Raw genomic sequence first — 21022 nt, 5'->3', positions numbered from 1 at the left:
GGGCAATGCGCAAGATTCCACGTCAGATCTCTGACCGGCTTCCCGCCGCGGCGGACTTGTTCGCCGAGAAGGGGCTCAACGACTCCAAGATCGAAGACGTCGCCGCGGTGACCGGTGTGCCGAAAGCGACGCTGTACTACTACTTCGCCGGTAAAGAGGACATCCTTGCTTTCCTGCTCGAAGACCTCCTCAAGGACATCTTCGATGCTGTGACCGCGATCGTGCACACCGGCGGCACCGGTGCCGAACGCCTCGAACTCGTGATCCGCGCACAACTGCGGGCAATGGCGCAGCGGCCAGCGGTATGCCGTGCACTCATCGGCGAATTGGGACGAGCGGCCCGCATGCCGGCTATCGCCGAGATGATCAATACCGCCTACCAACAACCCGTCGAAACCCTGCTCATCGAAGGGGCCCGCGACGGATCCCTCGTCGCTCAGCCCGATGCGCGATCGACGTCGATTGCGCTGTTCGGCGCGGTCACCATCAATGCACTCATGTACCTGGTCACCGATAACCACCTCGACGAGACGGTGGTCGCCAGCACCCTCAGCGCCGTCATGTTCGACGGGCTGCGCCCGCGCACAGGAGACCAGTCATGAGCACCTACGGCCTGTCGGTTCTCGGCGCGGATCTGAAGTCACTGGCCCAGACCGCCCAGGCCGCTGATGCGGCCGGGTTCGACGCCGTATGGGCCTCGGAGTTCTATTCTCGGTCCGGATCGATCTCCATGGCCGCGATGGCCAACAGCACCCAGAACTGTCGGATCGGTTCCTCCATTCTCTACGGCGTCGGCCGAAGCCCCCTGGTGCTGGCCACCGAGGCGCGCGACCTCGACGAACTCTCCAACGGACGACTGGTACTCGGCATCGGCAACGGCACCAAACGGATGATGGGCGACTGGCACGGCGTGCCCGACACCTCCGCACCCGCCCTGCGGATGGAAGAACTCGTGATGCTGCTGCGCCGGATATGGAACCTGCATGAAGGCCCGATCCATCACGAGGGCCGTTTCTACAGAATGAATCTCACCCCGACCGGCGACGTGGGACCCTCCAGCAGGCCGATCCCGATCGTCACTGCCGGTGTCCGGCCCCGGATGTGCGAGGCGGCCGGGCGGGTGGCCGACGGCCTAGCCGGACATCCGCTGTTCACAACCACCTACGTCGAAGAGGTCGTCCGGCCCGCTATCGCCAGGGGCGCCGCGCACACCGGCCGCGACCCCAATGACGTGGAAATCATTTCCATGGTGATGTGCGCCATCCACGACGACGCCGAGGTCGCCAGGCGCGAACTGGCGCAGCAGATTGCGTTCTACTCCTCGGTCAAATCCTACGAGACGGTACTCGATGTGAACGGCTTCGCCAGCGAAGGCCGAGCCATCCGGCAAGCATTCGCCCAGCGCGATTTCCCGGCGATGTTCGCCGCTGTGTCCGAGGAGATGATCGACGCCATGGGTGTCGCCGGGACGGCGCACGAGGTCCGTGAACAATTGAGACGGTACAACGGCGTCCTCGACCACATCATGCTGTATTCACCATCGGTCGGCATCACTGCCGAACGCGTGCAACAAAACCTCGACAGCATCATCCGGGAATGCTCGCCCGCCTCGATGTCGCCAGGGCGGTCCTGTCCACGTTCAACCTGATCCACGTATTGCCGCCCAAGTCGACCCGTCGCAGTGTCCGCGGCCGGATTAGTGGGTATGCCGCGCCGACCCCGCCGATGATTGCCTGACGCTGTTGACGATGTTGGCGTCGTCGGTGTCGGGGAGGTCATGGCGGACCACGCGTACCCGTCCTTGAGGTAGACAGGCCATGTAGCCGTGGCGCATGCCATAGAGCTCCCACGCTGTCTGTTCAGCGTCGGGATCGACATCGATGCGATGTCCGCGCGAGAAGCTCAGGTGTAGCCCTCCATCGTCGCTGGACCAGGCCTGGGTGCACAGTGCGCCGGCGAGGTTCAGCAGCGGGCGTTCGTGGGTCGCGATCCTGAGGGGGTCAATACGCACCGCCTCGATGGGGTAGGTGCCGACGGCAGGAAGCGTCAATAGTAGGGGGCAGGAGATGACGATTTCGTTGTAATCATCGAAATCCAGAACCAGGCCGCCGTGCAGCGAGAGGCGTTGTACGACAAGGTTTTCGATCCATTGGGTGTACATGGCAGTCTCTTTTCGACGCATCGTTGAGCCGTATCCCCAAAGAGTACGCCAAGTATCGCTGCGATACCAGCAGTATCGTTACCGGTAGACGGCTGGCCTAGCAGCGCTGGTCACGACGCGCCTGGTGGCTCGGTCAATGCGGTCGCGGGTGTCGGCGGCTGTCGCGCGGTGGCCGCTGAAGGCCACGAGGTTGGCCAGCCAGATGTCGGAGATGATCCCAGCCACGTGCAGATCGGTAGGAGTGGGCTCGCCGCCCCTGAGCGTGCGGGCCAGCAGGATCTGGATCTCATCGGCCGCGCGGTCGAGTTCCGCGGCGGCGCGGGTATCTGCGACTGCGAAGGCCCGTGTCATGGCCGTCGTCAGCCATGGGTCGCGCTGCCAGCGGTCATGCAGATGTGCGGTGAGCCGTTCGAGCCGTTCCAGCGGTGTGCCCTCACCACTCGCCCAGTCCCCGGCCGAGTCGAGTCGACGGAACTCGCGCGTCAGCGCTGCCACCAGCAAGTGGGTTTTCGCCGGGAAATAGCGGTAAAGCGTGCCGACGGCGATGCCGACCCGCTCGGCAACTGTCCGCATCTGAACCGCCTCGTAACCACCCGCCGCGGCCACGACCAAAGCTGCATCAAGAATGGTCTCCCGGCGCCGTGCGGACGCGCGTGAACGCGACGCGTTAGCGGCTCGCTTCTCTGCAGCGACCGAGTTCGCTTCCGAAGGCGGGGTTTTCCCGTGGCTGCGCGCCTGAGGGACAGTCATGACGGCTCCGGGTCGAGGCCGCCGCGGCGCGAGAACTGCTCCAGAAGATCGCCGAAAGCGCTGACATCGCCGTGTGCGGCGAAGTGCTCAGGGCTGACGACAATGAACACTGCACTGGCGGTGAAGCGGGCGATCCCACCCTCACCCGTGCCTGTCGCCGTGACATGCAGCGCCCGCCCTTCACGAGAGACGATGTGGGCAGTAATCCGGTGGGTCTGATGCAGCGGCACCGGCCGCAAATATTCGACCGTCAGGGTGCGGGTCACCGCCGGGGTTCCGGCGATCCACAACGTGAAGCCCAGGACGTCATCACATGCCGCGGCCACTGCCCCGCCATGGGCCAGGCCCGGGGCCCCGATATGGCGCTCATCGAACGTCACATCGGTGTACACCGCGTCGCCGCTACGATGCACCACCAACCGCAGTCCGTGGGGGTTGTCCGGGCCGCAACCCATGCATGTCGTGGTGTGCGAGGGCAGTCGCTCGGGCGGCAACAGGCTTTCGGGCACCGTCACCCTCCAATACGATCGGTTTCGCTGCGCTACCGTTAGTACCACACTGCTAGACTGCCGTGACAGCATCGCGTGAAGATCGACCGCCGAGGTGAACGAGTGAGCGACAGTCAGGCAGTGCCCGTCCCTGACGACGACGTGGACCCTCGGCTCATCCGGTCACGCACCCGGCTGCTGGATGCTGCGGCAACGCTACTGAGCACCGGTGGGGTGGAAGCGGTCACTATCGATGCCGTCACCAAAGCATCCAAAGTGGCCCGAACCACGCTGTACCGCCACTTCCACAGTTCGTCGCATTTACTGGCAGCCACGTTCGAACGCCTACTTCCACAAGTGACCACTCCGGCACCGACCAGCGGACCCCTCCGTGAGCAGCTGATCGAATTGCTCAGCCGCCAAGCCGCCCTTTTCAACGACGCACCGCTGCATGTCACGACACTCGCGTGGCTCTCATTGGGGCCCACCGGCTCCAATGCCCAAGCGGAAGACCGCCACACATCCGGGGCGCTACGGACCCGAGTTGTCGATCAATATCGTCAACCATTTGACGCCGTACTCACCAGCCCAAAAGCTCAAGCCGAACTCAACGACTTCGACCAGGAACTGGCGCTTTGCCAACTCGTCGGACCACTCGCCTTCGCCCGAATGACCGGGCTTCGCACTATCACTCACAATGACTGCGCGAACATCGTCGATGACTTTCTCGCCGCCCACCGCAACACCGACAGCGACGCCATAAAATCGAACATCGCCACCAAGAAGACGGGCCGCCCGGCGCGCTCAGCTCGCTAGGCACAACGAAATCACAATGTCGAGCCGGCTGGTCTTCGGGCCCTTTTCGCCTCTCGCAAATCGCGTCGGTGATGGCATCGAAGGACCATTCGTCGCCATCATCGGCGAGGCCGTACGCTGGTTTCCGTTCCACAGCGAGGTGCGGAGACTCGCAGCAGGGTAGTGAGCTACCCGAAGTGCAGGTCACCCGCGGTTCGGCGTCTCAGACGCTTGAGGGCGCGCAACTGCTTGAACCCGTTTCTCGATTGCTTGACTTGTGGCGAGGAGGATTGACAAAGAACAACTTTGACGAGAGCAGGCGAATCGTGGCCTCGGCGGCATGGAGTGGTTACGACATCGCTGTTGCGAGTTAGCTCCGCCTTCGATGCGGCATTGATCTGCCGCGTTCGGTGACGTAATCGGTCCAGTCGCGGGCGGCGAGTTTGGCCCAGGCGGCTGCGTTCTTGGTGGTGATCGCGAGCAGTTCGGCCAGCACGGGTGCGGGCATGTCGCTGGCGAGCTGGAAGAGGGCGGCTTTGCGATGTTCGTAGGGTTTCACCCCGACCGCGACGAGCTGGGTGCGGATGTTCTCGGTGGACAGGTGGGTGCCGGGAAGTCGGCCGGGGAACAGCCAGCCCGTATGGGATGGGGTGTAGCGGCTTTCGCATTGCTGCTCCAGATGCTCGCGGATGAGGTCGTCGAGTAGGGGAGGCATTTGGATGGGGATGGCGGCGAAGACGACATGCACGGCGTGATCGTCGGAGATCGAGATTTGGCTTGATCGCAGGGCGACGATGCGCGAAAGAGGTTGGGCGAACAACAATGTGAGCAGTCCCGCGATGCGGGTTTTGCGGCGGATTGTGTCGTCGTGCAGCAGCCGCCCGACGGCGGCCCACCGCTGGGAATCCGAGACGGTTACCGAGGGAGGTGACCGTGGCGGATCGGTGACCCTCAGTGTGGTGTTGATGCGGGATTGGCGTAGCCAGACGAGGAAGGCGTACTCGGCAGTGAGCGGCCTCCGGTGGAGCGCCTGGTAGCGCTCCAGCATCTCCTGTGTCGCTGTCGCCGGAGTGGCGTCGTGGGTGTGCAGAAACGCCATGAACTGAATCGCCACGCGGACGCGACGACGGCAGGCATCGGTCATCGATCTCGTCAGCCGGTTCTCGTGGGAGGCCTTGCGCATCTGGCGCAGTACATGCCAATGCGCGAATCGGCGAACGATGGCGGCGTCTTCGGCCGGAAGCTCGGCTACAACGTCCTCGATCCAGGGCAGCATCCGTTCGACGCGGATGTCGATCGGGCCCAGAACGCCGACCGCGACCAGGAGGCTGCGCAAGTAATCGTGGGCTCGGTCCGAGGGAAGATCGCTGAAGGTGTCGTGGCTGATTTCACGCGTTCCGCAGGCCATGTCGCGAAGGAGCTGCGGGCCGGTACCGGGCTTCTTTCGCAGCCACCAGAGCACCGTCTGTGGGCGGTCGGCGTTGATCAGTTCGTCGAACACGGGCCGTAGTCGGTGATGAATCGTGCCGCTGATCGGGTCGGTGAGCAGCTCGGTGAGGCGCTCGCGTAGGAAGCAGCGGGCGCATCGGTAGAACCCGTAGGGGTGTTCTTCGCGGCCGCATTCGCTGCAGGTGAAGATCGATGCGACACCGGCGCAGGAGGCGCACACGATGGCATCGTCGAGCTGCCACGCCAGTGGCCGCACGGTCTCACACCGCGGGCATTTCTCGGGGTGATAGTGCCGTCTGCGACGGCATGCGACACAGATGCGACGCCCGTGCGTCAGTGGGGTTAGCCGGATGGTGCTTGCACACTCCCAGCAGGCCCGCTGAGTCACTGGTTGTCGTGGGGGCGGCGGATGGTGGCGCGGATGGGTCGCAGGTCGCCGATGCCGGGTCCGCTGTCGTTGACCGCGGGCGCCTCACGGACTTGTTCGGCGACGAGCTCGAGCAGGTCGTTGGGCGTGCACGACAAGATGTCGCAGAGGGCGGCGAGCAGGTCGAGATTGATGCGCTGCGGGGGCTTGGTCGCGATCCGGTGCACCATCTGTCGGGAGATCTCCACGCCACGCTCGTGCAGCGGTGCGACAAGGTCGGTGGTGGCGAACATTCCGTTCTGGGCCATCAGCTGACGCAGGTTCCACCGCAGCACGGTCCTAGTGCTCATCTCCGCCTTCACCTGTCGTCGTGGATGATCCGTAGACGCGGCGCAGCGCCGCCTGCAGTGTTTTGGTCTTGAAGTCGTCGGACACCGAGGTATAGATCGCGGTGGTCGAGGCATACGAGTGCCCCACCTGTTCGGTGACGAACCGCTCCGGATAACCGAACTCGATCAGATGGGTGACATAGGAGTGCCGCAGGCAGTGCAAGGTGAGCTCGGCAGGCAGTCCCGCTTGCACCCGTGCGACGGCGAATCGCCTATCCATGGTCTTGGTCGCCACGCGCCGTCGACGCTCGGTCAGCCAGAGCTCTTGACGGTTCCCGGGGCTGAGGAGTGGGCGGCCGTGGTCGACCCATTGGCGCAGTCCGTCGATCACCCAGTCGAACTCCGGAACGGCGAGCACGGTGCGACGCCTGGGAGAGCTGCCGCGACGTGATTTGGCGTAGCGAACGTGGACGGCGCCGAACGTGCCCCAGGCCGGCATCCGCGAGTTCGGACGCAGGTCGGCGAGATCGAGATAGCACAGCTCGCGGCGGCGTAAACCGAAGGCGTAGGCCGTCTTGATCATCTGTGCGTCGCGCAGCGCCGCGAACGCGCCTTTGTTCCTGGACCGAGCGAGAACATCGACGCGATCATCGAGGAAATCGAACAATGTTTCCAGTTCGTCGTAGGTGAACGGGCGACGCGCGGGCTTGCCCTCGTAGTCGACCAGATGCGCGGCGGTGTTGTAGTCGTGACAGACCTGCGATGGGATCCGTCCGAACCTGTTCTCGCATTGCGCGATCCAACCGTAGCGGCTATCGAGTAGGTAGTCGCAGAACATCCGCAACGACATGTGATAGCCGCGAATGGTCGACGGTGCTTTGCGTTCCGGGCCCGACATCAAAGCGGCCGTGAAGTCTTCGACATCGCCGGCAGTCCAGTCCCACGGAGGCGCCCCGGCGAACTCTGCGAACCGCCGCACCAACGCCAGCCGCGGCTCGATCGTGGCCTCAGCAGCGAGTAGCCGAGACGCCTGTTGACGACCCCACCCAGACAGCATCGCTTCGAAGACTGCGCTGGCCTCGTCCAGGTGAACCACGCCCGAGGCAAGAACCAAGTGCGCCGACCCCGGAACGCTCACAAGAGAACCTCCATCTATCGTCAACTTAGAGTTGTCAATGACAACCGCAAGTTACCACACCTGCGAGCGAAATCCGTCTACCAGGAGGAACACGAAAGTGGTTCAATGAAGCGCATCCGGCGCTGGTCCCATGCGCCAGATATACGCGTCAACTTCAGGTTGATTCGCGACCTTCGAGTCCTGAGTGCAAGAGGTGTGTGGTCTGTCGGTGGGCTGTGGAAGGGGGGTTTCAGATGGGGGGCTGAGGAGGCGGTGCGCGGATGCGGGGGGAACGGGGAGCGGTGTGGTGAGGGTTGAGATGGTGGTGCGGCAGGAACGACGGTGAAAAATTGATGGACAGCGAATGTGGCTGTGGTGGTGGCCCGATCGAGGTACCGGCTTCTAAGGTCGGCGGCCATGACAACACCACGGATATCGAAGGTTGAGGCCCGCAAGCGGGCACACGAAGCGACCCGGCGCGCCAACGAAGCGCGCGCCGCGCGAGACAAGGCGAACATCGACGATGCCGCAGACTTTCTCGTCGCTGTCGGAAAGATCGCCGAGGTCGAGATCTGGAAGAAGGAGCGCCTCGCCCAGCTGCGCGAGCAGGTCGATGCTGAAGCCGCTAAGCGGGTGGCCGTCCATCGGGCCAAGGCCGGCGCTGCGGTCGCACGGATGCAGGGTCGTGGTGAGACGCTGACGACGATCGCCGCGCGGACAGACGTGGGGATCGGAGTTGTTCGCACCATGGCACGACATGCCCCGAAAGCAGGGAAGGCTGCCGTCGAGAACGGTTCGGGTGCACTAGGTGAGGGTGGTTCGGACGGTGAGTCGACGCGCTCTGTCGGCCCGTACGACGGTGAGCCTCCGGCCGATGCAGTGTCGGCGTGACGCGTTGCCGACGCTGAGGCTCGGTTGCGCGAGGGCGGCGGTGCGCGGGATGAGTGGCTCGAGGCGGATTCGGCCGGCGAGCGGGTGCCACGCTGTGCGAGCGCGAGCGCTGGGAGGCCCAGATGCTTGCGCGCCAACCGGTTCGGCATCGTGCGGTGCACAGCGCTCGATGGGTTCGCCTGGGTGGCATCTGCATTCCTCGACTCGTCGCGCACGATGCGGCGGCGGCTGCCGTGCCCGAACGGGCGCGCTCGGCGGCACGGTCACAGCGCCGCGGAAACGGCCCACGGTGGGCGCTCTGCATGTCAGTGCGGACGGTTAGGTTCAACGGCCATGAGAAGCGCGGGGCAGCTGATCGTTGATCGTGGTGTGCACGCCGCTGAGATTGCCCGCTTTCACAGCCACGTCGTCTGCGGGCCAGCGTCTTCGGATTGCGACATCTGGACCGGGGCGATCGGCGCCGATGGGTACGGCCGCTTCTACCTCACCCGGGACGGGGTGGGGGTGTGCGTTCGTCCGCACCGCTACGCGTTGGCGATCGTGTCCGGCGTGGTGGCGGCTGGAGTGCTCGGACTCCACGAGTGCGACAACCCGGTGTGCGTCAAGATTGCGGCGGCCACAGATCCTCGCCAGCACGTCGTGTCGGGATCACAGGGCGACAACATGGAGCGCATGGCCCGGATGCGCCGTGGCGGCGGCCGATATGCGGTGCGACGCTTCGACAGTCGGGGTGTGCGACGGGAACGGTCGGTGGCGTTGCGCGAAGCGGTGCGCCACGGTTGGGATGCCGCCGCTGTGCAGGCGGCGCTGCTTGGTGATCAAGCCACGCTGTGGTGAGGTCCACCAGTACTTGCAGAGGTGCAGTGAACGTGTGGCCGGGTGCGGCGAGCTGGGCGGTGTGGCGCGCGGTGTCGCATGGCCGAGCTGGATGAGCTGAGGGCAGTGCGGCGGTGATCTTGCGCAGGGGCGCTCAGCCGCGCTGCAGCAGCACTGCGTCGCGGGGCGGGGACACCGTGCTGGCGTCGAACCACACAGGCACCGCGGAGACACCGGCTGTGCGTGCCCAGCAGATGCGGTGCTGGCCAATCGATTCGAGCCGGCTGTGGGCGTTGACGAAGTACTTGATCGGGTCGATCGTGTTGAGCACTGCGCGCGCCAGCCTGCGATCGTCGTCGGGCAGGCCAGTGATGTGCGGATCGTTCTCGCGGAGGTGATAGATGTCGAGGGGGTGCGCGGTCGCCGGGTAGGGCGCAAGGAAGGCCTCGACGGCGGGCAGCACGACGGCCCAATCTCCCGCATGTACGTTGCAGGCCTGGCGGAGGCCGGCGATGGTGGGGTCGCTGAACAGTTGGCGGTAGCCGTCCTGGCCGGGGTGTGGGGCCCCGGCCCGCATCAAGCGCGTCAGCTCCAGGGGACAGTTGGACGGTCCTCCGTCCGGGCGCGGCCTATCGCCCATCGTGTGGGGGTAGGGCAGCTCGGCGACGCGGGTGAGGTAGAAGACCATGGCGCGGGTGACCTTATGACGCCAGCGCGCAGCGCTGGTGCTGAAGTATCGCTGTGCCGACGTCGAACTCGGTGACGGTGACTCCGAAGTACTTCCCGACCATCATCGGGTCGTCGTATCCGAGGTCGCCGTGCGCGGCCTGCAGATGTTCCATGGCTGTGCTGCACGCGAGCCGTGTGGCGTCGGCGGCGGTGTCGGCGACGGCCACGGCCTTGCAGCCGATGTCGACAGTTGCGAGGAAGACGGTTGACATGTCGGGGTTCTACGAGGCGAGCGCGTGGACGGGACTGGCATCGAACACGGCCTTGAGGTCGCGGCGGGCATCGAGCTCGGAGTAGGGCTCGATGGTGGCCACTCCGACGACGCGCGGCCGCGCATCGGTAAGGGACAGAAGTTCGAACGCCGTGTGAGTGGCGCTGAGCTGAGTGGGCCGGTGGTAGTAGTCCGAGAGGACCAGGTACGCGTGTAAGGCGGCCTGGGCGGCTTCTGGGGTGTCGTGCTGCGTGCTCACGTCGCGGCCGTGCTCGTCGATGGTCAGCGTGTACATGGAGACTCCTGGGTCGGGTGGGGGGCTGGAGGGGTGTATCGGTCGGGGCGCGCTATGCGGCGGCCGTGGCAGTGGCGAGGGACTTGATCCGATCGGGTCGGAAACCTGACCAGTGGTCGTCGCCGGCCACCACCACGGGGGCTTGGAGGTAACCGAGGGCCATCACGTAGTCGCGGGCCTCAGGGTTGGTGCTGATGTCCACGACGTCGTAGGTGACGCCCTGCTTGTCGAGCGCCTTGTAGGTGGCGTTGCACTGGACGCAGGCGGGCTTGGTGTAGACGGTGACCGAGGCGGTGGTGCTCATATCGCGCTCCTTAATGGTTGGGTAATTGAAGCGTTTCTGTAGCTCTTATTCTAATTGCTGGGAGGCAACTAGGCAACGGATAGAGCGATATTAAGGGCGGTCCATTCTGGCATTGAAGAGGCGTTTATACGGCGGGTATTAATGGCACTAGGACGGTGGCTAATGACACTAGGAACCATTCGGCGAATTCCCTTTTATTGGCGATTCTTTTTCTGTTCAGGAACGGTCGGAAGGCCCCGGGAAGCGGAACTCCTCGGGGCCTTCCTCGGCGGCTAGTTGTCCTCTTTGCAGGCCTGTCGGTACACGGTGTCGGCCTTGCGCTTGCCGAGGATCACCTGCTCGATGTCGCTGAGCGGGTAGCCGTTGTCCTCCAGGAATCGCAGGTAGGTCTTGGTGATGTCCTGGGGTGCGCGCCAGGCGTCCTTGGCCGTGCGGGCCTCGGTAGTGGCGAGCACCATTCCGAGCAGGATCACCAGTGCGCGTCCGTCGCCGGTGGCCGGGAGCTTGGCGACGGCCATTTTCGCGGTCTCGTTGTCGGCCAGGCCGAGCAGCTCGGGCGCGAGCTTCTGGCCGTGGTAATCGTTGAACAGGTCTGCTCGGGTGACGATCACTTCGGCGAGGTAGAGGGCCGCGCCTTTCGGGGCGGTCTTGCGGGACAGGAGCTTGTCGCGCACCCACTCGCGCCGCACGATCGCTGCCGCTTCGCCGAGCTTGTTCAGTGCGATGAGCTTGCGGCGTTCCGCGCGTTCCTTCTCCGCCTGCTCCTGGCGAGCCCGTTCCCGGTCGGCCGCACCGTCGGGGTCGCTGGCATCGGCGAGGCGGTCGGCGTCGAAGCCGTACTGGCGAGCTGCCCAGTCGGGCATGGTGACCCCTGCGCCGCGCGGGTTGCAGCAGTAGTACTCGGGGCTCCACGCGGTGGTCTCGGTGACGGTCCGGGCGTGCCGGTAGCCCTCGGCCGGTTCAAGGGTGGGGTCATCGGCGGTCTCGAAATCGATGTCGTCCTCGTCCACCGGTTCGCCGGTTTCGACGTCCAGGAACACCTCTTCGCTTTCGAGCACGACTGCCCAGTGCTGGGGGTCCATCGCCGCGACTGCCTCGTCGGTGAGGGTCTTGCCCTCCGCGTCTCGCAGGTAGTTGGTCGGGATGTAGGCCTTGTCCGACCAGCCGGGGCGGCGGTCGAGCACGGTGTAGCCCTTCGCGGTGAACGCTGCCGCTGTCTCCTCGTAGCGGCGTCGGTCTTCGCGCTCGGCCCGCAGCTGCGCGACACGGTGGTTGAACTGGTCGGTGCCGGCCACCTTGATCAGCTCGGCCTGGGCGGCGTCGTCGCCGTCGAACTCGACAAAGCTGGTGGCTTCTTCCAGGTTGAGCTGTCCGGTGTCCAGCGCGCTCATGGCCTTCTCGGACTCGATGGCCACCTTGGCTGCGGCTACGGCGTCTTTGGTGGTGGAAAGTCCCTTGGCCACCTTCGTCGGCGACACCCCGTCCAGCAGCAGCTGGTTGATGCCGCGGGCACGCTCGGCCTCGGTCAAGGGGGCGCGGTGATCGTTGGTGACGATCTGCTCGATGACGCGCTGGGCGCGAACGGCGGTGTCGGTTCCATCGACGGTGCGCACGTACACCGGCACCGTCTGTAGCCCGACCTGACGGGCCGCCTGGATACGTCGCTGACCTTCGCGGACGAACGGTTTGCCCTGCCCGTCGATGCGCACGGCCAGTACCGGCACCAAGACTCCGTGCTCCTCGATGGAGGCCAGGAAGTCACGGTCCAGGCGGGGATCGAGGCGCACGTTGTCCTCGATCTCAATCTCGTTGGGGCTCAGGTGGAGCAGCTCGGGAGTGGTGGCGGTGGTGGTCATTGGGGTTCCTTTCTCTGAAACAACGTGTTGCCTATAGGCTACACCATGAGGTAGCCTATAGGCAACACGTTGGAACAATGCGGAGTGACTGATTTCGATGAGCATGAACAACGGCCAGATCCCTGGTCTCGCTGAAAGCGACTGCGGATCAACGGTTGTCATGAGTTACGGCATGGGTGTCGATTCCACTGCGGTCCTGTTGCGCTGGCTCACAGACCCCGCTAGTCGTGACTTCGCCCTCCAGGACCTAGTGGTGCTCACCGCGCACACCGGCGACGAGTTCGACCAGACCCTGCGCGACGTCGAGGAGGTCGTCCTGCCCGAATTGCGTCAGCACGGGGTCCGGTTCATCCAGGTCGGCCGCACGCAACGCAAGACGACCGCCAGCGGGGAGGGTGTCGCTGTACTCGACGACTCCACTGCCCCGCAGCGGCTGTACGTCGATGGCTACAAGCTGTCTGACGAAATGCTCTCGGCCGGAACGCTTCCTCAGGTCGGCGGGGCCCGCATGTGCTCGGTTCATTCGAAGGGAAATTGCCTGGATCCGGTCATCGCCTCGGTGACCGCCGGACGCCGGTATCGACATGTGCTGGGCTTTGAGGCTGGTGAGCGGGCCCGGGCGGAAAAGGATGCGCTGTTCAACACCGATCGCCGGACCGGGTGGTATCCGCTTCTGGAGTGGGGCTGGGATCGGACCCGATGCTCGGACTTCATCGTCGAGACGACCGGGCGCCGGTGGTCGAAATCCGCCTGCGGCTTCTGCCCGTTCGCGATGGCAACGGCCTCGGGTCGGCAGGCCCTCCTCGAGCGCTACCGACGCGAGCCACAGGCCGGCGCCCAGGCCCTGTTCCTCGAGTTCGTTGCCCGCAGTCTCAACGACCGGCAGACCCTGATCACCGGTGGCTCAGCGGCAGCACTCGTGGACGCCGCTGGTCTGACCGAGGTCCAGGAGCGCTACCAGGCACTGCTGGCTGACCAGCCTCATGCCCTCTACGAGGTTCGCCGGCTCACGCGCCGCTCGTCCAAGCGTCCCCACGGGCGCGGCATCACCGCGCGTTCAGTGCGCGCCGTGGCCCACGGCACGCGCGAACAGATGACGAGTCAACTTGCGGCCCAGCCCGGCGAACATCACGCCGGACCCGACGGCATCACGCGCCACGTGCTGCGGGCCCGAGGTGCCGAGCTGCCCTCCCTGGAACACTTCTACGTCGTCTGCCCGGCAGTCGTCGAGGACAAAGCTCGGCCCGGTTTCGAGGAATGGTGGCAGGAGGCGACCAGCGATGATGTTCTGTTCTGAGGTCAACTCGCCCCGTCGCGGCGGTGTAGCCTATGGGCAACGCCATGGGAGGGAGCTGGCTATGGGCGCCGACACGTCTACGGACGACGGTTCCGAGATCCTGGCCGCGCTGGGTGCCGCGATCCGCGAGCATCGCACCGCGGTGGGTCTGACACAGGCCCAGCTCGCCGAACGGGCGGGTATCGGCCGACCGCATCTCAATCACATCGAGGGCGGGCGTAAGAGTCCGACTGTGGTGGTGTTGGTCCACCTGGCTCGCGGCCTGGGCGTCGATCCTGCGGCCCTACTGCAGACCCAAGGGTCTCAGTAAGGCGATACGCCGACGCTGCGCGAGGCCTCGATGCGCTGAATCAGCGTGGCGGCCTCGGTGTGATCGGGGCGCCCAGCGGTGTCGGTGCCTGTTTGGATCACAGCCACCAGTTCGTCGCTGGCGCGAAGCTCATAGCGCGGCAAGGCGGAAGCCTCACCTGCCCTTGCGTGATGGATGGCATCTAGCGCGGCGGCCAGGGCCGTTGTCACTGCGGCCTCGTGGTCCGGGGCCGAGCCGATGATCGTGTCGACACGGCGCGCGGTTGCCGTCGTCAGAGTCCAGTGAGCAGTCATGGCGCTGCCTCCTTGCGGTGGGGGATACCTCGGCCAGATTGTGCGCCCCCAGACAGCAAAACCGGGTCTGTCTCCCACGAGTTGTGGATAAGCAGACCCGGCTCTCGGCAGGCTGTGGATAACCCCTAGGCGTTCGGCGGGGTGTAGTCCTGGTCGCGAGGATCGGCTGCGAAGTCGGGGCCGTCCAGGAAGATCTGGACCCCGGTGCGGTGAGCTGTGGTCAGCAGGTCCACGGTGCTGATGGCTCCCGCCTGGTCGAGGACCTGGAAGGTGATCGGGCCCATGTGCAGGTCGAGCCAGCGGAGCTGGCGTGAGCGGTCCCGCGACAGCTCCTGGCGGGGCACAACCGCGTAGGCAGGTCGGCGCATCCAATCGATGGCCACGGTCGGCACCGCGAAGGGCTCGGCCGCCGCGGGCCCGGGTGCCGGGATCTGTCGGGGGATGAGCGCCATCGCCGAACGTGCCGCGCAGAACCCCTCCAGCACCCCCTGCACGGCCTGCGCTGACAGCATCGTCATGAGCAGGCCACCCCACTGCAGCCGCAGGCGGGCGTTGGGGGAGCAGGCGTGGTGCACGGCGATGTCGCCGCTCTGCTCGCCCTGGATTCGGACGATCGTGTGGCTGACCAACGCGGCGGGGGTCACATGCACTTCGGTGGATCGATGCTTCATCGGACTGCCTTTCGGTAGATGTTGCTTATAAGCAACACTCTACCGTGAGAAGCGCTGTCTAGCAACGGTTTTGGCAGACCAAATACCGCGGTACGTATCGCCCAATACCGTTCCCTGTCAAGGACTGTCGTTTCCCGACCACCCGCCATGCCGTCGCGTGGGGCAAACACGGAGAAGTTGAACAGGGGTGGCGGGTGGCGCGGTGACCATGGGGGAGCCGGGCCTGCATGCAAGCTAACCCCTCACCCACGCCACACCGGCAGCTCACGAGAGGGCTTCCGGTGGTGGCCCTGTGACCTCGACCGGGCAGTCGTGCTCAGGTACCTCGACGTGCTGTCGGACGAGTTTTCGTGCGAAGTTGGCTCTGGTGGTGGACTCGACGGCGCACCGCTCCGTACCGTCCGGAACATGACCGCACCTTTGTCGGGCGCCCTGACAAACGCTGAAAACGACTTGCGCACAGCAAAGTCCGAAGCCGATCCGCATCGGCAGGGTCAGTACGCACGATCAGCTGTCGACGCAGCCGCCGAAGCATCCCTCGACGCCGGCGCAAGCGCCGAGGAACGTGAGCGCGCGCAGTCCGTTCTGCAGTCAGCGCTGACGATGATTCCCGGCAGTCTGCTACGAGAGGCGCAGTCCATACTCACGACCGCGCGCAGCGAGACCGACCCTCACAAGCGCCGGGAGCTAGCCAGGTCGGCACTGGCCAAGGCCCGCGAAGCCGCGGGGCGCCGGGAAGTAACCGACGAGGAGCGCGCGCAGGCGCGGCAAGTGATCGGCAGCGCGCGGATGATGTCGAACACGACCGTGGAGGCGGAGATACGCCAGCGGAGCATGGAACGGGAGCGGGAACGCGAAGTTCCCGACGTGGCACTGTGATCAGTGCTGCCATGACTGGCGGCCTGGATCTGCCGTGGTTAACTCGGCGCTCCCGCTGGCCGCTCCCGAGCTCGCTGATAGGCGGCGCGGTACTGGTCGACAGTGATGCCCAGCACAACGGCAAGAGCGCCGGCATTCCTGTCCGACAACGGATACTCACCGCGCTCGATGCGCTGGAGGATCGCCGTGGACAGCTGGGCCTTGGCGGCGAGCTGCGGCTGCGTGAGTCCGTTCATGACCCGCCAGTCCCCGGGGTAGCGCTCCTCGGGGGCAATGAGCACCACGGCGTCGATCGGCGCGCCAAGCACCGTCATCACCGCCGCGAGGATGTCGACTTGTGGTGTGCGACGACCAGCCTCCCAGTGATGGATCGTGCTCAACGAAACACCCGAGAGCCGCGAGAGATCGCTGACGCTGATGCCCGCGCCATTGCGCAACGCGGTGAAGGCGCGGGGATCGAAGCCGCGCAGGACGCGGCGAGTCATACGGCGACGACGCGGATGGTTCTCATTGAGAGACAGACTCATCGCACCGCCGCTGTAACGTGAATAAAGAGTATCTTAGCGTCGTTGTATAGCGCAGTATCTTATCGTAGGATTTTGGCTGGTCGAAAGTGCTGGCACCGGATTTCGCACGGCAGTTTCGATGCCTTCTCCGTGTTCCGCAACACCTATTCGCCGTGCGCCTTGGAGGGCCTCATGGAACTTTCCGTTCGCTCCTATCTCACTGCCGGCATCGCGTTGACTGCGGCCAGCACGATCGCGCTGACCCCAGTCGTGGTGGCACCCAGTGACCACCACCTCCCGATGCCCTACGCATCGGCCTCGGAAATACATCTGGCCGCCGCGATCAGCCCCGCCGACATCGCCGCCCTGGCGGCCAACCTCGATGCGGCGATGGCATCGATCACCGCCACGGTGACCTCGATGGTCGACGCCTCCAGTCACACCCTCAGCGGCGCACTGACCTCCGCGGCAGCCCTCAACGACAACCTGTGGGACGGACTGATTCGCGCGGCCGGCGGCAATCCCACACTCGGATCGGTGCTCATCGCCCTCAAGGCCGCATCCGCCGGCGGACTGGCGCAGCTCGCACAGTCTGTCGACGCCACGGGCAGCATCGTCGTCCTGTCGAGCGGGCAGGTCGCTGACATCCTGACCTCGACAGTCACCGGGTCCCTGGCTTCGGCCACCCACGCCGTGGCCAGCATCGTCAACAACCCGCTCTCGGCGGCCAGCTACCTGGGCCTGCTGACAACCCCGTTCGGCATCGCAGGGATGGCCCTGCAGGGCGGCATCAACGCGGCCGCAGCCATCGCCACCGGCGGGGTGAACTTGACCAGCGCCCTGGTCAACGCTGTAAGCGACCAGATCGGCAACGCCGTGTCCCTGGTGAACGGCCTACTCGGGGCGGGCAAGTCACTCACAGACATCGCACTCATCGACGGCGCGCTGACCGCCGTCCAGGGCATCGTGTCCGCGCCCGTCACCGCCGTACTGGCCGGAGTCACCGGCATCACCGGCGCCGCCGCCAATGCCGCGACCTTCGCACTCGAGCGGGTCGCCGGCGGCGCCTCAGCCGTGGTGTCGACCTGGCTGGGCCACGGCTCGACCCCCGGTGCACTGCAGAACGCGATCGGGGCGATCGGCACGGCGCCGCAGAGCCCGGCCAGCTACACCAACGCGGTGTCGGTTCTTCTCGGCGCCGGTGTGACGACCGTTCAAACGGTCCTCGGAACGGCCGGCTCATTCGCCTCCCTGCCGTTCCGGGTCGGCGCGGACCTCACCGGCACAGCCGCCGAGGTCATCAACTCGTTCACCGGGGGCCTGGCGACCGCCGCCAGCGGCTTGCTGCAAGCTGCGGGTCTACCGTCGTTCGTGGCCGGCCTTCCCTATGCCGTGGCCGCCGCTGTCACCGGTGCCGTCAACGTCGCCGCGTTCACCACCGCGGCCGCGCTGGACACGATCGCAACCGCGATCGACATCGGCCAGGCCATCGGCGGAATCTTCAACGCCAGCCCGCTGGCGCTCACCGCGGCCGCGGCAGACCCCGCGGCCCTGCCGAGCTCCGCGCTGCGATCAACACTGGCGGACACGGTCACCGTGCCGGGCACCGCGGATGCCAGCGAGGTCGCAGACACCTCGAACCCCGGAGCCTCGACGACCGAGGATGCCGCCACCCCAGCAGCAGCAGACGACCCGACGACGACAGAAGAAGTGAGCGACGAGCACGCAACCGACGACGTGCTGCCCCAGACCACGCCCGCCGGCCCCGTCGCGGTCGACATCGAGGAGCCGGCGACCCCTGCGGTCGGTGGCCCCACCGAGGATGTGGCGACTCCCACCAACAGCACCGACGACGAACCGGACATCGACAACGCCACGCCGACACCGGGGGACCGCGCAGACGGGGATGCATCCAACACCGCGGCCGCCGCTGAGCCCGCTGCGAACACCGCTAACCGCAGGACGGCGCGGCTGGAGTCATCCGGCGGCACAGGGCGTCAGGCTACTTCCAGCGAGCAGGTGGGGCCCCCCGCCGGGACGAAGGACGCCGGGGACGGTGCCGAATCGTATGGCCGGCATGCCTCTGGCACCACCGCATCCGAGTCCTCGGCGTCCTCAGTAGGCCGACACCGCAGCGACGCCCGGCCGTCGAGCGCCAACGCGAAGACACCGTCAGGCGAGAAGACGAGCGGATCCGCGTCCGCCTCGGCGAACGGTGAACGCGCAGCGGCCTAGTCGGTCGCCTCGCGGCGGTAGGTGGCGGCCTTGTCAATGCCCGAGACCCGCTGCGTAACCTCACTCGCGTGGGACTGGAAGGCGTTGCAGCGGCCCACGGACACGCTCCGATTGCACTGAGCGACGACTGCGTCGGCTGGGCCCGCACCGCCCATTACCTCACCGCTGTCGCTGACGATGGCGATGTGCAGCTGCGCTCTGAAGCCGGGGCACCCGGCCGCTACTTCGTCCGGCGCCGCGGCGCTAACCGTCTCGAACTCACCCAGGCCGACGACGACGCAGAGCACCCGCTACTGTTCGTGGCTCAAGTGGACGTCCTAGAGCGCTACCTCGTGGGACTCTTCGCCGATGACATTCGCGAGGACCTCGATCTGCCGCCCCTGGAACTCGGTTGGCGCAGAGAGGATCTGGCTGACGGCTACGAACTGAGCGACATGGTGCGCGGATACCGCACTCTCAAGCGTACGACCGGCGGGCCCGTCGCCGCAGCTCCGGACCCGACCCTGAGCCTTCTCGCGCTGGTGCCGCTATCGCACTACCTCCAGTGGCCCATTCCCGACCTCAAACGCTCGTTCCTGAGCCCGGCTGGCATTCCGCTCATGCGCAATGGCCGCTATACGCCGCGCTGAGCGGGGAATCGACAGTCGGCAGGTACCTGGGGGGCCGCGCAGGTTGGTCCGCGTCGGTGGGACGACGCCGACCGCGGTGAGGAAGTGCGTGCGTAACCTCGATGAGGTGGGCACGAACGGCAGAACGGGGGAGCGGCGGCAGGCTCCGATGCCGATGCTGGCCACACTGGGACGCCCGCCAGCGGGTGATGACTTCGCTGTTGAGGTGAAGTACGACGGCCAGCGCGGCCTCATCGTCGTCGACGGCGACGACGTGGCTGTGTTCACCAGGAATGGTGCCGAGGTGTCCCGGACCTTCCCCGAACTTGCCCGGGTCGGCGCGGCGGTCGGCGGGCGCCGCGTGATCTTGGACGGGGAGATCGTCGCCGTTGGAAGCGACGGGCGCCCGTCATTCACCCGTCTCCAGCGTCGATGGCCTCAGCAGCGCCGTCCCAGCTCCGAGCTCGTCCGTGAGGTGCCCACCCGATTTTTGGCCTTCGACGTCCTGTCTGTCGACGGGATCGATGTCACGGGCGAGCCGTATGGCCGCCGCCGCGAAATCCTCGGTGGGGTGATGGTGTTGGATAAGTCACCGGTCATGACGGTTCCCCGACACTGGGTGGATGTGTCGCCGGCCAACATGCTTGAGGTGTGTGCGGCCAACCGCATGGAGGGCATCGTGGCCAAGCACCTGGACTCTCCGTATCGGCCTGGCCGATCCCCGCTTTGGGTGAAGTCGATGGTCAGGGCGACAGCGGAGTTGGTGATCGTGGGACATATCACCACGAGCGCCGCCGGCGGTAGCGTGGGCTCGCTGCTGGTGGCCGGTTATGACGACAGCGGCGAGCTGGTGCTTGTCGGCCAGGTTGGGACCGGGATGAGTCAGCGTGAGCGGCGAAGGCTGTTCGAACTACTCGACCCGATCGAGATTCCGCATGCGCCGGTGCGGAACCCACACGCGGAAGCTGGCGTGCGCTGGGTGACACCTCGGTACGTCGGCGAGATTGCCTACCGCGAATACACGCCAGGTCGCTGGCTGCGCCACCCATCGTGGAAGGGACTCCGCGATGTCGGGCTGGCCGGTGCCCGTGTGCCGCGGGCTGCCTGAGTCGTTAGGCGGGCGAGCCCAACAGCCCGTCCAGCCGTGGCTCGCAACTGCTCTCCGTCGTGCGATCGACATCCTGGAATAAGGCGGGGAGTGGTTGCTAGGTCCGCCGCCGGCTTCGCGGGACAGCAGGGTCATGATCTGCCGACGTGCGGCGGCGGCGGACGCTGCGGTCAGCCCAAACACAAGGTTGTGTACCGCAGCGCGGACCCCCGATGTCGGTGGACAGTAGTAGCCGTAGCCCGAAAGTAACGGCTGTGGTGGGCGGGGGTCGGGAGGTAGGCGTGGGCGGTAAGGCGCGGGTGCACGAGCTGGCCAAAGAACTCGGCGTGACGGCCAAGGAAGTGTTGGCGCGACTGTCCGAACAGGGCGAGTTCATCAAGTCAGCGAGCTCCACAGTTGAGGCCCCCGTCGCCCGACGTCTGCGTGAGGCATACCAGGCGCAGAACAAAACCGCCGGGCGCCGCGGCGCCGGCGGCAGGTTGATCGCGCTCGTCGAAAGTCCTCAGGTGTGCTCGCCGAAATTCCTCACCTGTGAGCAGCGGTCAGTGTAGTTGTTG

Annotated in this window: 25 protein-coding genes and 1 pseudogene; 12 read left to right on the top strand and 14 right to left on the bottom strand. The window is 65.9% G+C overall.

The window, feature by feature from the left end; genetic code table 11:
• The first annotated feature begins 5 nt into the window (after positions 1-5).
• Together AU187_RS08595 and AU187_RS08590 are read left to right on the top strand one after the other, a co-directional pair.
• Entirely contained in the window at positions 6-602 is a 597-nt protein-coding gene (locus AU187_RS08595; RefSeq protein WP_011856881.1) for a TetR/AcrR family transcriptional regulator, read from the top strand.
• Positions 599-1648, top strand: coding sequence for an LLM class flavin-dependent oxidoreductase (locus AU187_RS08590; RefSeq protein ID WP_011856880.1), 1050 nt, complete (start codon positions 599-601; stop codon positions 1646-1648). Before AU187_RS08595 ends, AU187_RS08590 begins: the two co-directional genes overlap by 4 nt.
• 48 nt (positions 1649-1696) lie before the next feature.
• On the opposite strand, the gene AU187_RS08585 is transcribed toward AU187_RS08590, so the two are convergent.
• From AU187_RS08585 to AU187_RS08575, 3 genes are all read right to left on the bottom strand, one after another.
• Positions 1697-2161 (bottom strand): DUF6188 family protein, encoded by a 465-nt coding sequence (locus tag AU187_RS08585; protein WP_059166595.1) that lies wholly within the window; start codon positions 2159-2161, stop codon positions 1697-1699.
• 78 nt (positions 2162-2239) lie between these two features.
• Entirely contained in the window at positions 2240-2911 is a 672-nt protein-coding gene (locus AU187_RS08580; RefSeq protein WP_011856878.1) for a TetR family transcriptional regulator, read from the bottom strand.
• The gene (locus AU187_RS08575; RefSeq protein ID WP_011856877.1) at positions 2908-3420 is read right to left on the bottom strand and encodes a PaaI family thioesterase; all 513 of its coding nucleotides are present in this window, start codon (positions 3418-3420) and stop codon (positions 2908-2910) included. Before AU187_RS08575 ends, AU187_RS08580 begins: the two co-directional genes overlap by 4 nt.
• 102 nt (positions 3421-3522) lie before the next feature.
• Here AU187_RS08575 and AU187_RS08570 point away from each other — a divergent pair, with 102 nt between their 5' ends.
• Positions 3523-4215, top strand: coding sequence for a TetR/AcrR family transcriptional regulator (locus tag AU187_RS08570; protein ID WP_011856876.1), 693 nt, complete (start codon positions 3523-3525; stop codon positions 4213-4215).
• A gap of 349 nt (positions 4216-4564) precedes the next feature.
• On the opposite strand, the gene AU187_RS08565 is transcribed toward AU187_RS08570, so the two are convergent.
• From AU187_RS08565 to AU187_RS08555, 3 genes are all read right to left on the bottom strand, one after another.
• Positions 4565-5899 carry a hypothetical protein gene (locus AU187_RS08565; RefSeq protein ID WP_011856875.1) on the bottom strand — a complete coding sequence of 445 codons (1335 nt, stop codon included), beginning with the start codon at positions 5897-5899 and terminating at the stop codon, positions 4565-4567.
• Between the two features lie 128 nt (positions 5900-6027).
• The gene (locus AU187_RS08560) at positions 6028-6360 is read right to left on the bottom strand and encodes a helix-turn-helix domain-containing protein (RefSeq protein WP_024449211.1); all 333 of its coding nucleotides are present in this window, start codon (positions 6358-6360) and stop codon (positions 6028-6030) included.
• Entirely contained in the window at positions 6350-7477 is a 1128-nt protein-coding gene (locus AU187_RS08555) for a tyrosine-type recombinase/integrase (RefSeq protein WP_046363131.1), read from the bottom strand. The genes AU187_RS08560 and AU187_RS08555 overlap by 11 nt, the downstream gene beginning before the upstream one ends.
• Positions 7478-7873: 396 nt before the next feature.
• On the opposite strand from AU187_RS08555, the gene AU187_RS08550 reads away from it, so the two are divergent.
• Both AU187_RS08550 and AU187_RS08545 read left to right on the top strand, forming a co-directional pair.
• Positions 7874-8347, top strand: coding sequence for a hypothetical protein (locus AU187_RS08550; protein WP_059166594.1), 474 nt, complete (start codon positions 7874-7876; stop codon positions 8345-8347).
• A gap of 333 nt (positions 8348-8680) precedes the next feature.
• Positions 8681-9184, top strand: a complete 504-nt coding sequence (locus tag AU187_RS08545; RefSeq protein WP_059166593.1) for a hypothetical protein — start codon at positions 8681-8683, stop codon at positions 9182-9184.
• Between the two features lie 133 nt (positions 9185-9317).
• Here the strand turns inward: AU187_RS08545 and AU187_RS08540 are convergent, their stop codons facing one another.
• From AU187_RS08540 to AU187_RS08520, 5 genes are all read right to left on the bottom strand, one after another.
• Positions 9318-9851 (bottom strand): hypothetical protein, encoded by a 534-nt coding sequence (locus tag AU187_RS08540; RefSeq protein WP_059166592.1) that lies wholly within the window; start codon positions 9849-9851, stop codon positions 9318-9320.
• A 13-nt stretch (positions 9852-9864) separates the two neighbouring features.
• The gene (locus AU187_RS08535; protein WP_059166591.1) at positions 9865-10104 is read right to left on the bottom strand and encodes a hypothetical protein; all 240 of its coding nucleotides are present in this window, start codon (positions 10102-10104) and stop codon (positions 9865-9867) included.
• Between the two features lie 9 nt (positions 10105-10113).
• Positions 10114-10398 carry a hypothetical protein gene (locus AU187_RS08530; RefSeq protein WP_059166590.1) on the bottom strand — a complete coding sequence of 95 codons (285 nt, stop codon included), beginning with the start codon at positions 10396-10398 and terminating at the stop codon, positions 10114-10116.
• A gap of 52 nt (positions 10399-10450) precedes the next feature.
• Complete coding sequence (locus tag AU187_RS08525; protein WP_059166589.1) at positions 10451-10702, bottom strand: redoxin NrdH; 252 nt, start codon at positions 10700-10702, stop codon at positions 10451-10453.
• A gap of 272 nt (positions 10703-10974) precedes the next feature.
• Complete coding sequence (locus tag AU187_RS08520; RefSeq protein WP_059166588.1) at positions 10975-12558, bottom strand: ParB/RepB/Spo0J family partition protein; 1584 nt, start codon at positions 12556-12558, stop codon at positions 10975-10977.
• A 160-nt stretch (positions 12559-12718) separates the two neighbouring features.
• Between AU187_RS08520 and AU187_RS08515 the strand changes: the two genes are divergently transcribed.
• Together AU187_RS08515 and AU187_RS08510 are read left to right on the top strand one after the other, a co-directional pair.
• The gene (locus AU187_RS08515) at positions 12719-13855 is read left to right on the top strand and encodes a hypothetical protein (RefSeq protein ID WP_286131885.1); all 1137 of its coding nucleotides are present in this window, start codon (positions 12719-12721) and stop codon (positions 13853-13855) included.
• Between the two features lie 61 nt (positions 13856-13916).
• Positions 13917-14165 carry a helix-turn-helix domain-containing protein gene (locus AU187_RS08510; protein WP_059166586.1) on the top strand — a complete coding sequence of 83 codons (249 nt, stop codon included), beginning with the start codon at positions 13917-13919 and terminating at the stop codon, positions 14163-14165.
• On the opposite strand, the gene AU187_RS08505 is transcribed toward AU187_RS08510, so the two are convergent.
• Together AU187_RS08505 and AU187_RS08500 are read right to left on the bottom strand one after the other, a co-directional pair.
• Positions 14159-14458 (bottom strand): hypothetical protein, encoded by a 300-nt coding sequence (locus AU187_RS08505; RefSeq protein WP_059166585.1) that lies wholly within the window; start codon positions 14456-14458, stop codon positions 14159-14161. The two genes, AU187_RS08510 and AU187_RS08505, sit on opposite strands and share 7 nt — an antisense overlap.
• 125 nt (positions 14459-14583) lie before the next feature.
• A complete protein-coding gene (locus tag AU187_RS08500) occupies positions 14584-15129 on the bottom strand; it encodes a hypothetical protein (RefSeq protein WP_059166584.1) in 546 nt (181 codons plus the stop codon).
• Positions 15130-15537: 408 nt separating this feature from the next.
• Here AU187_RS08500 and AU187_RS25885 point away from each other — a divergent pair, with 408 nt between their 5' ends.
• Positions 15538-16008, top strand: coding sequence for a hypothetical protein (locus AU187_RS25885; RefSeq protein ID WP_286131884.1), 471 nt, complete (start codon positions 15538-15540; stop codon positions 16006-16008).
• A 38-nt stretch (positions 16009-16046) separates the two neighbouring features.
• Here AU187_RS25885 and AU187_RS08490 read toward each other — a convergent pair whose 3' ends face one another.
• On the bottom strand, positions 16047-16493 hold the full coding sequence (locus AU187_RS08490; protein ID WP_286131883.1) for a helix-turn-helix domain-containing protein: 447 nt from the start codon (positions 16491-16493) through the stop codon (positions 16047-16049).
• A 213-nt stretch (positions 16494-16706) separates the two neighbouring features.
• Between AU187_RS08490 and AU187_RS08485 the strand changes: the two genes are divergently transcribed.
• The 4 genes and pseudogenes from AU187_RS08485 to AU187_RS24910 form a co-directional block, all read left to right on the top strand.
• The gene (locus tag AU187_RS08485; RefSeq protein WP_082691792.1) at positions 16707-18749 is read left to right on the top strand and encodes a hypothetical protein; all 2043 of its coding nucleotides are present in this window, start codon (positions 16707-16709) and stop codon (positions 18747-18749) included.
• 68 nt (positions 18750-18817) lie between these two features.
• Positions 18818-19378: an Imm61 family immunity protein gene (locus tag AU187_RS08480; RefSeq protein ID WP_059166580.1), complete on the top strand. Its 561-nt coding sequence runs from the start codon at positions 18818-18820 to the stop codon at positions 19376-19378.
• Between the two features lie 106 nt (positions 19379-19484).
• Positions 19485-20465: a non-homologous end-joining DNA ligase gene (ligD, locus tag AU187_RS08475; protein ID WP_286131882.1), complete on the top strand. Its 981-nt coding sequence runs from the start codon at positions 19485-19487 to the stop codon at positions 20463-20465.
• A gap of 281 nt (positions 20466-20746) precedes the next feature.
• Positions 20747-20899 (top strand): annotated as a pseudogene (locus AU187_RS24910) (translation initiation factor IF-2 N-terminal domain-containing protein); the annotation flags it as partial.
• Positions 20900-21022: the final 123 nt, after the last annotated feature.

It is taken from the genome of Mycobacterium sp. IS-1556, assembly GCF_001499985.1.
Lineage (GTDB): Bacteria > Actinomycetota > Actinomycetes > Mycobacteriales > Mycobacteriaceae > Mycobacterium.
Note: the sequence above shows the minus strand (reverse complement) of the source record. Positions and strands in the feature narration are given on the sequence as shown.

Coding starts and splice junctions, on each gene's coding strand:
- AU187_RS08595 (WP_011856881.1), top strand. CDS start 6: ATGCGCAAGATTCCACGTCAGATCTCTGACCGGCTTCCCGCCGCGGCG.
- AU187_RS08590 (WP_011856880.1), top strand. CDS start 599: ATGAGCACCTACGGCCTGTCGGTTCTCGGCGCGGATCTGAAGTCACTG.
- AU187_RS08585 (WP_059166595.1), bottom strand. CDS start 2,161: ATGTACACCCAATGGATCGAAAACCTTGTCGTACAACGCCTCTCGCTG.
- AU187_RS08580 (WP_011856878.1), bottom strand. CDS start 2,911: ATGACTGTCCCTCAGGCGCGCAGCCACGGGAAAACCCCGCCTTCGGAA.
- AU187_RS08560 (WP_024449211.1), bottom strand. CDS start 6,360: ATGAGCACTAGGACCGTGCTGCGGTGGAACCTGCGTCAGCTGATGGCC.
- AU187_RS08550 (WP_059166594.1), top strand. CDS start 7,874: ATGACAACACCACGGATATCGAAGGTTGAGGCCCGCAAGCGGGCACAC.
- AU187_RS08545 (WP_059166593.1), top strand. CDS start 8,681: ATGAGAAGCGCGGGGCAGCTGATCGTTGATCGTGGTGTGCACGCCGCT.
- AU187_RS08540 (WP_059166592.1), bottom strand. CDS start 9,851: ATGGTCTTCTACCTCACCCGCGTCGCCGAGCTGCCCTACCCCCACACG.
- AU187_RS08535 (WP_059166591.1), bottom strand. CDS start 10,104: ATGTCAACCGTCTTCCTCGCAACTGTCGACATCGGCTGCAAGGCCGTG.
- AU187_RS08530 (WP_059166590.1), bottom strand. CDS start 10,398: ATGTACACGCTGACCATCGACGAGCACGGCCGCGACGTGAGCACGCAG.
- AU187_RS08525 (WP_059166589.1), bottom strand. CDS start 10,702: ATGAGCACCACCGCCTCGGTCACCGTCTACACCAAGCCCGCCTGCGTC.
- AU187_RS08520 (WP_059166588.1), bottom strand. CDS start 12,558: ATGACCACCACCGCCACCACTCCCGAGCTGCTCCACCTGAGCCCCAAC.
- AU187_RS08515 (WP_286131885.1), top strand. CDS start 12,719: ATGAGTTACGGCATGGGTGTCGATTCCACTGCGGTCCTGTTGCGCTGG.
- AU187_RS08510 (WP_059166586.1), top strand. CDS start 13,917: ATGGGCGCCGACACGTCTACGGACGACGGTTCCGAGATCCTGGCCGCG.
- AU187_RS08505 (WP_059166585.1), bottom strand. CDS start 14,458: ATGACTGCTCACTGGACTCTGACGACGGCAACCGCGCGCCGTGTCGAC.
- AU187_RS08500 (WP_059166584.1), bottom strand. CDS start 15,129: ATGAAGCATCGATCCACCGAAGTGCATGTGACCCCCGCCGCGTTGGTC.
- AU187_RS25885 (WP_286131884.1), top strand. CDS start 15,538: ATGACCGCACCTTTGTCGGGCGCCCTGACAAACGCTGAAAACGACTTG.
- AU187_RS08490 (WP_286131883.1), bottom strand. CDS start 16,493: ATGACTCGCCGCGTCCTGCGCGGCTTCGATCCCCGCGCCTTCACCGCG.
- AU187_RS08485 (WP_082691792.1), top strand. CDS start 16,707: ATGGAACTTTCCGTTCGCTCCTATCTCACTGCCGGCATCGCGTTGACT.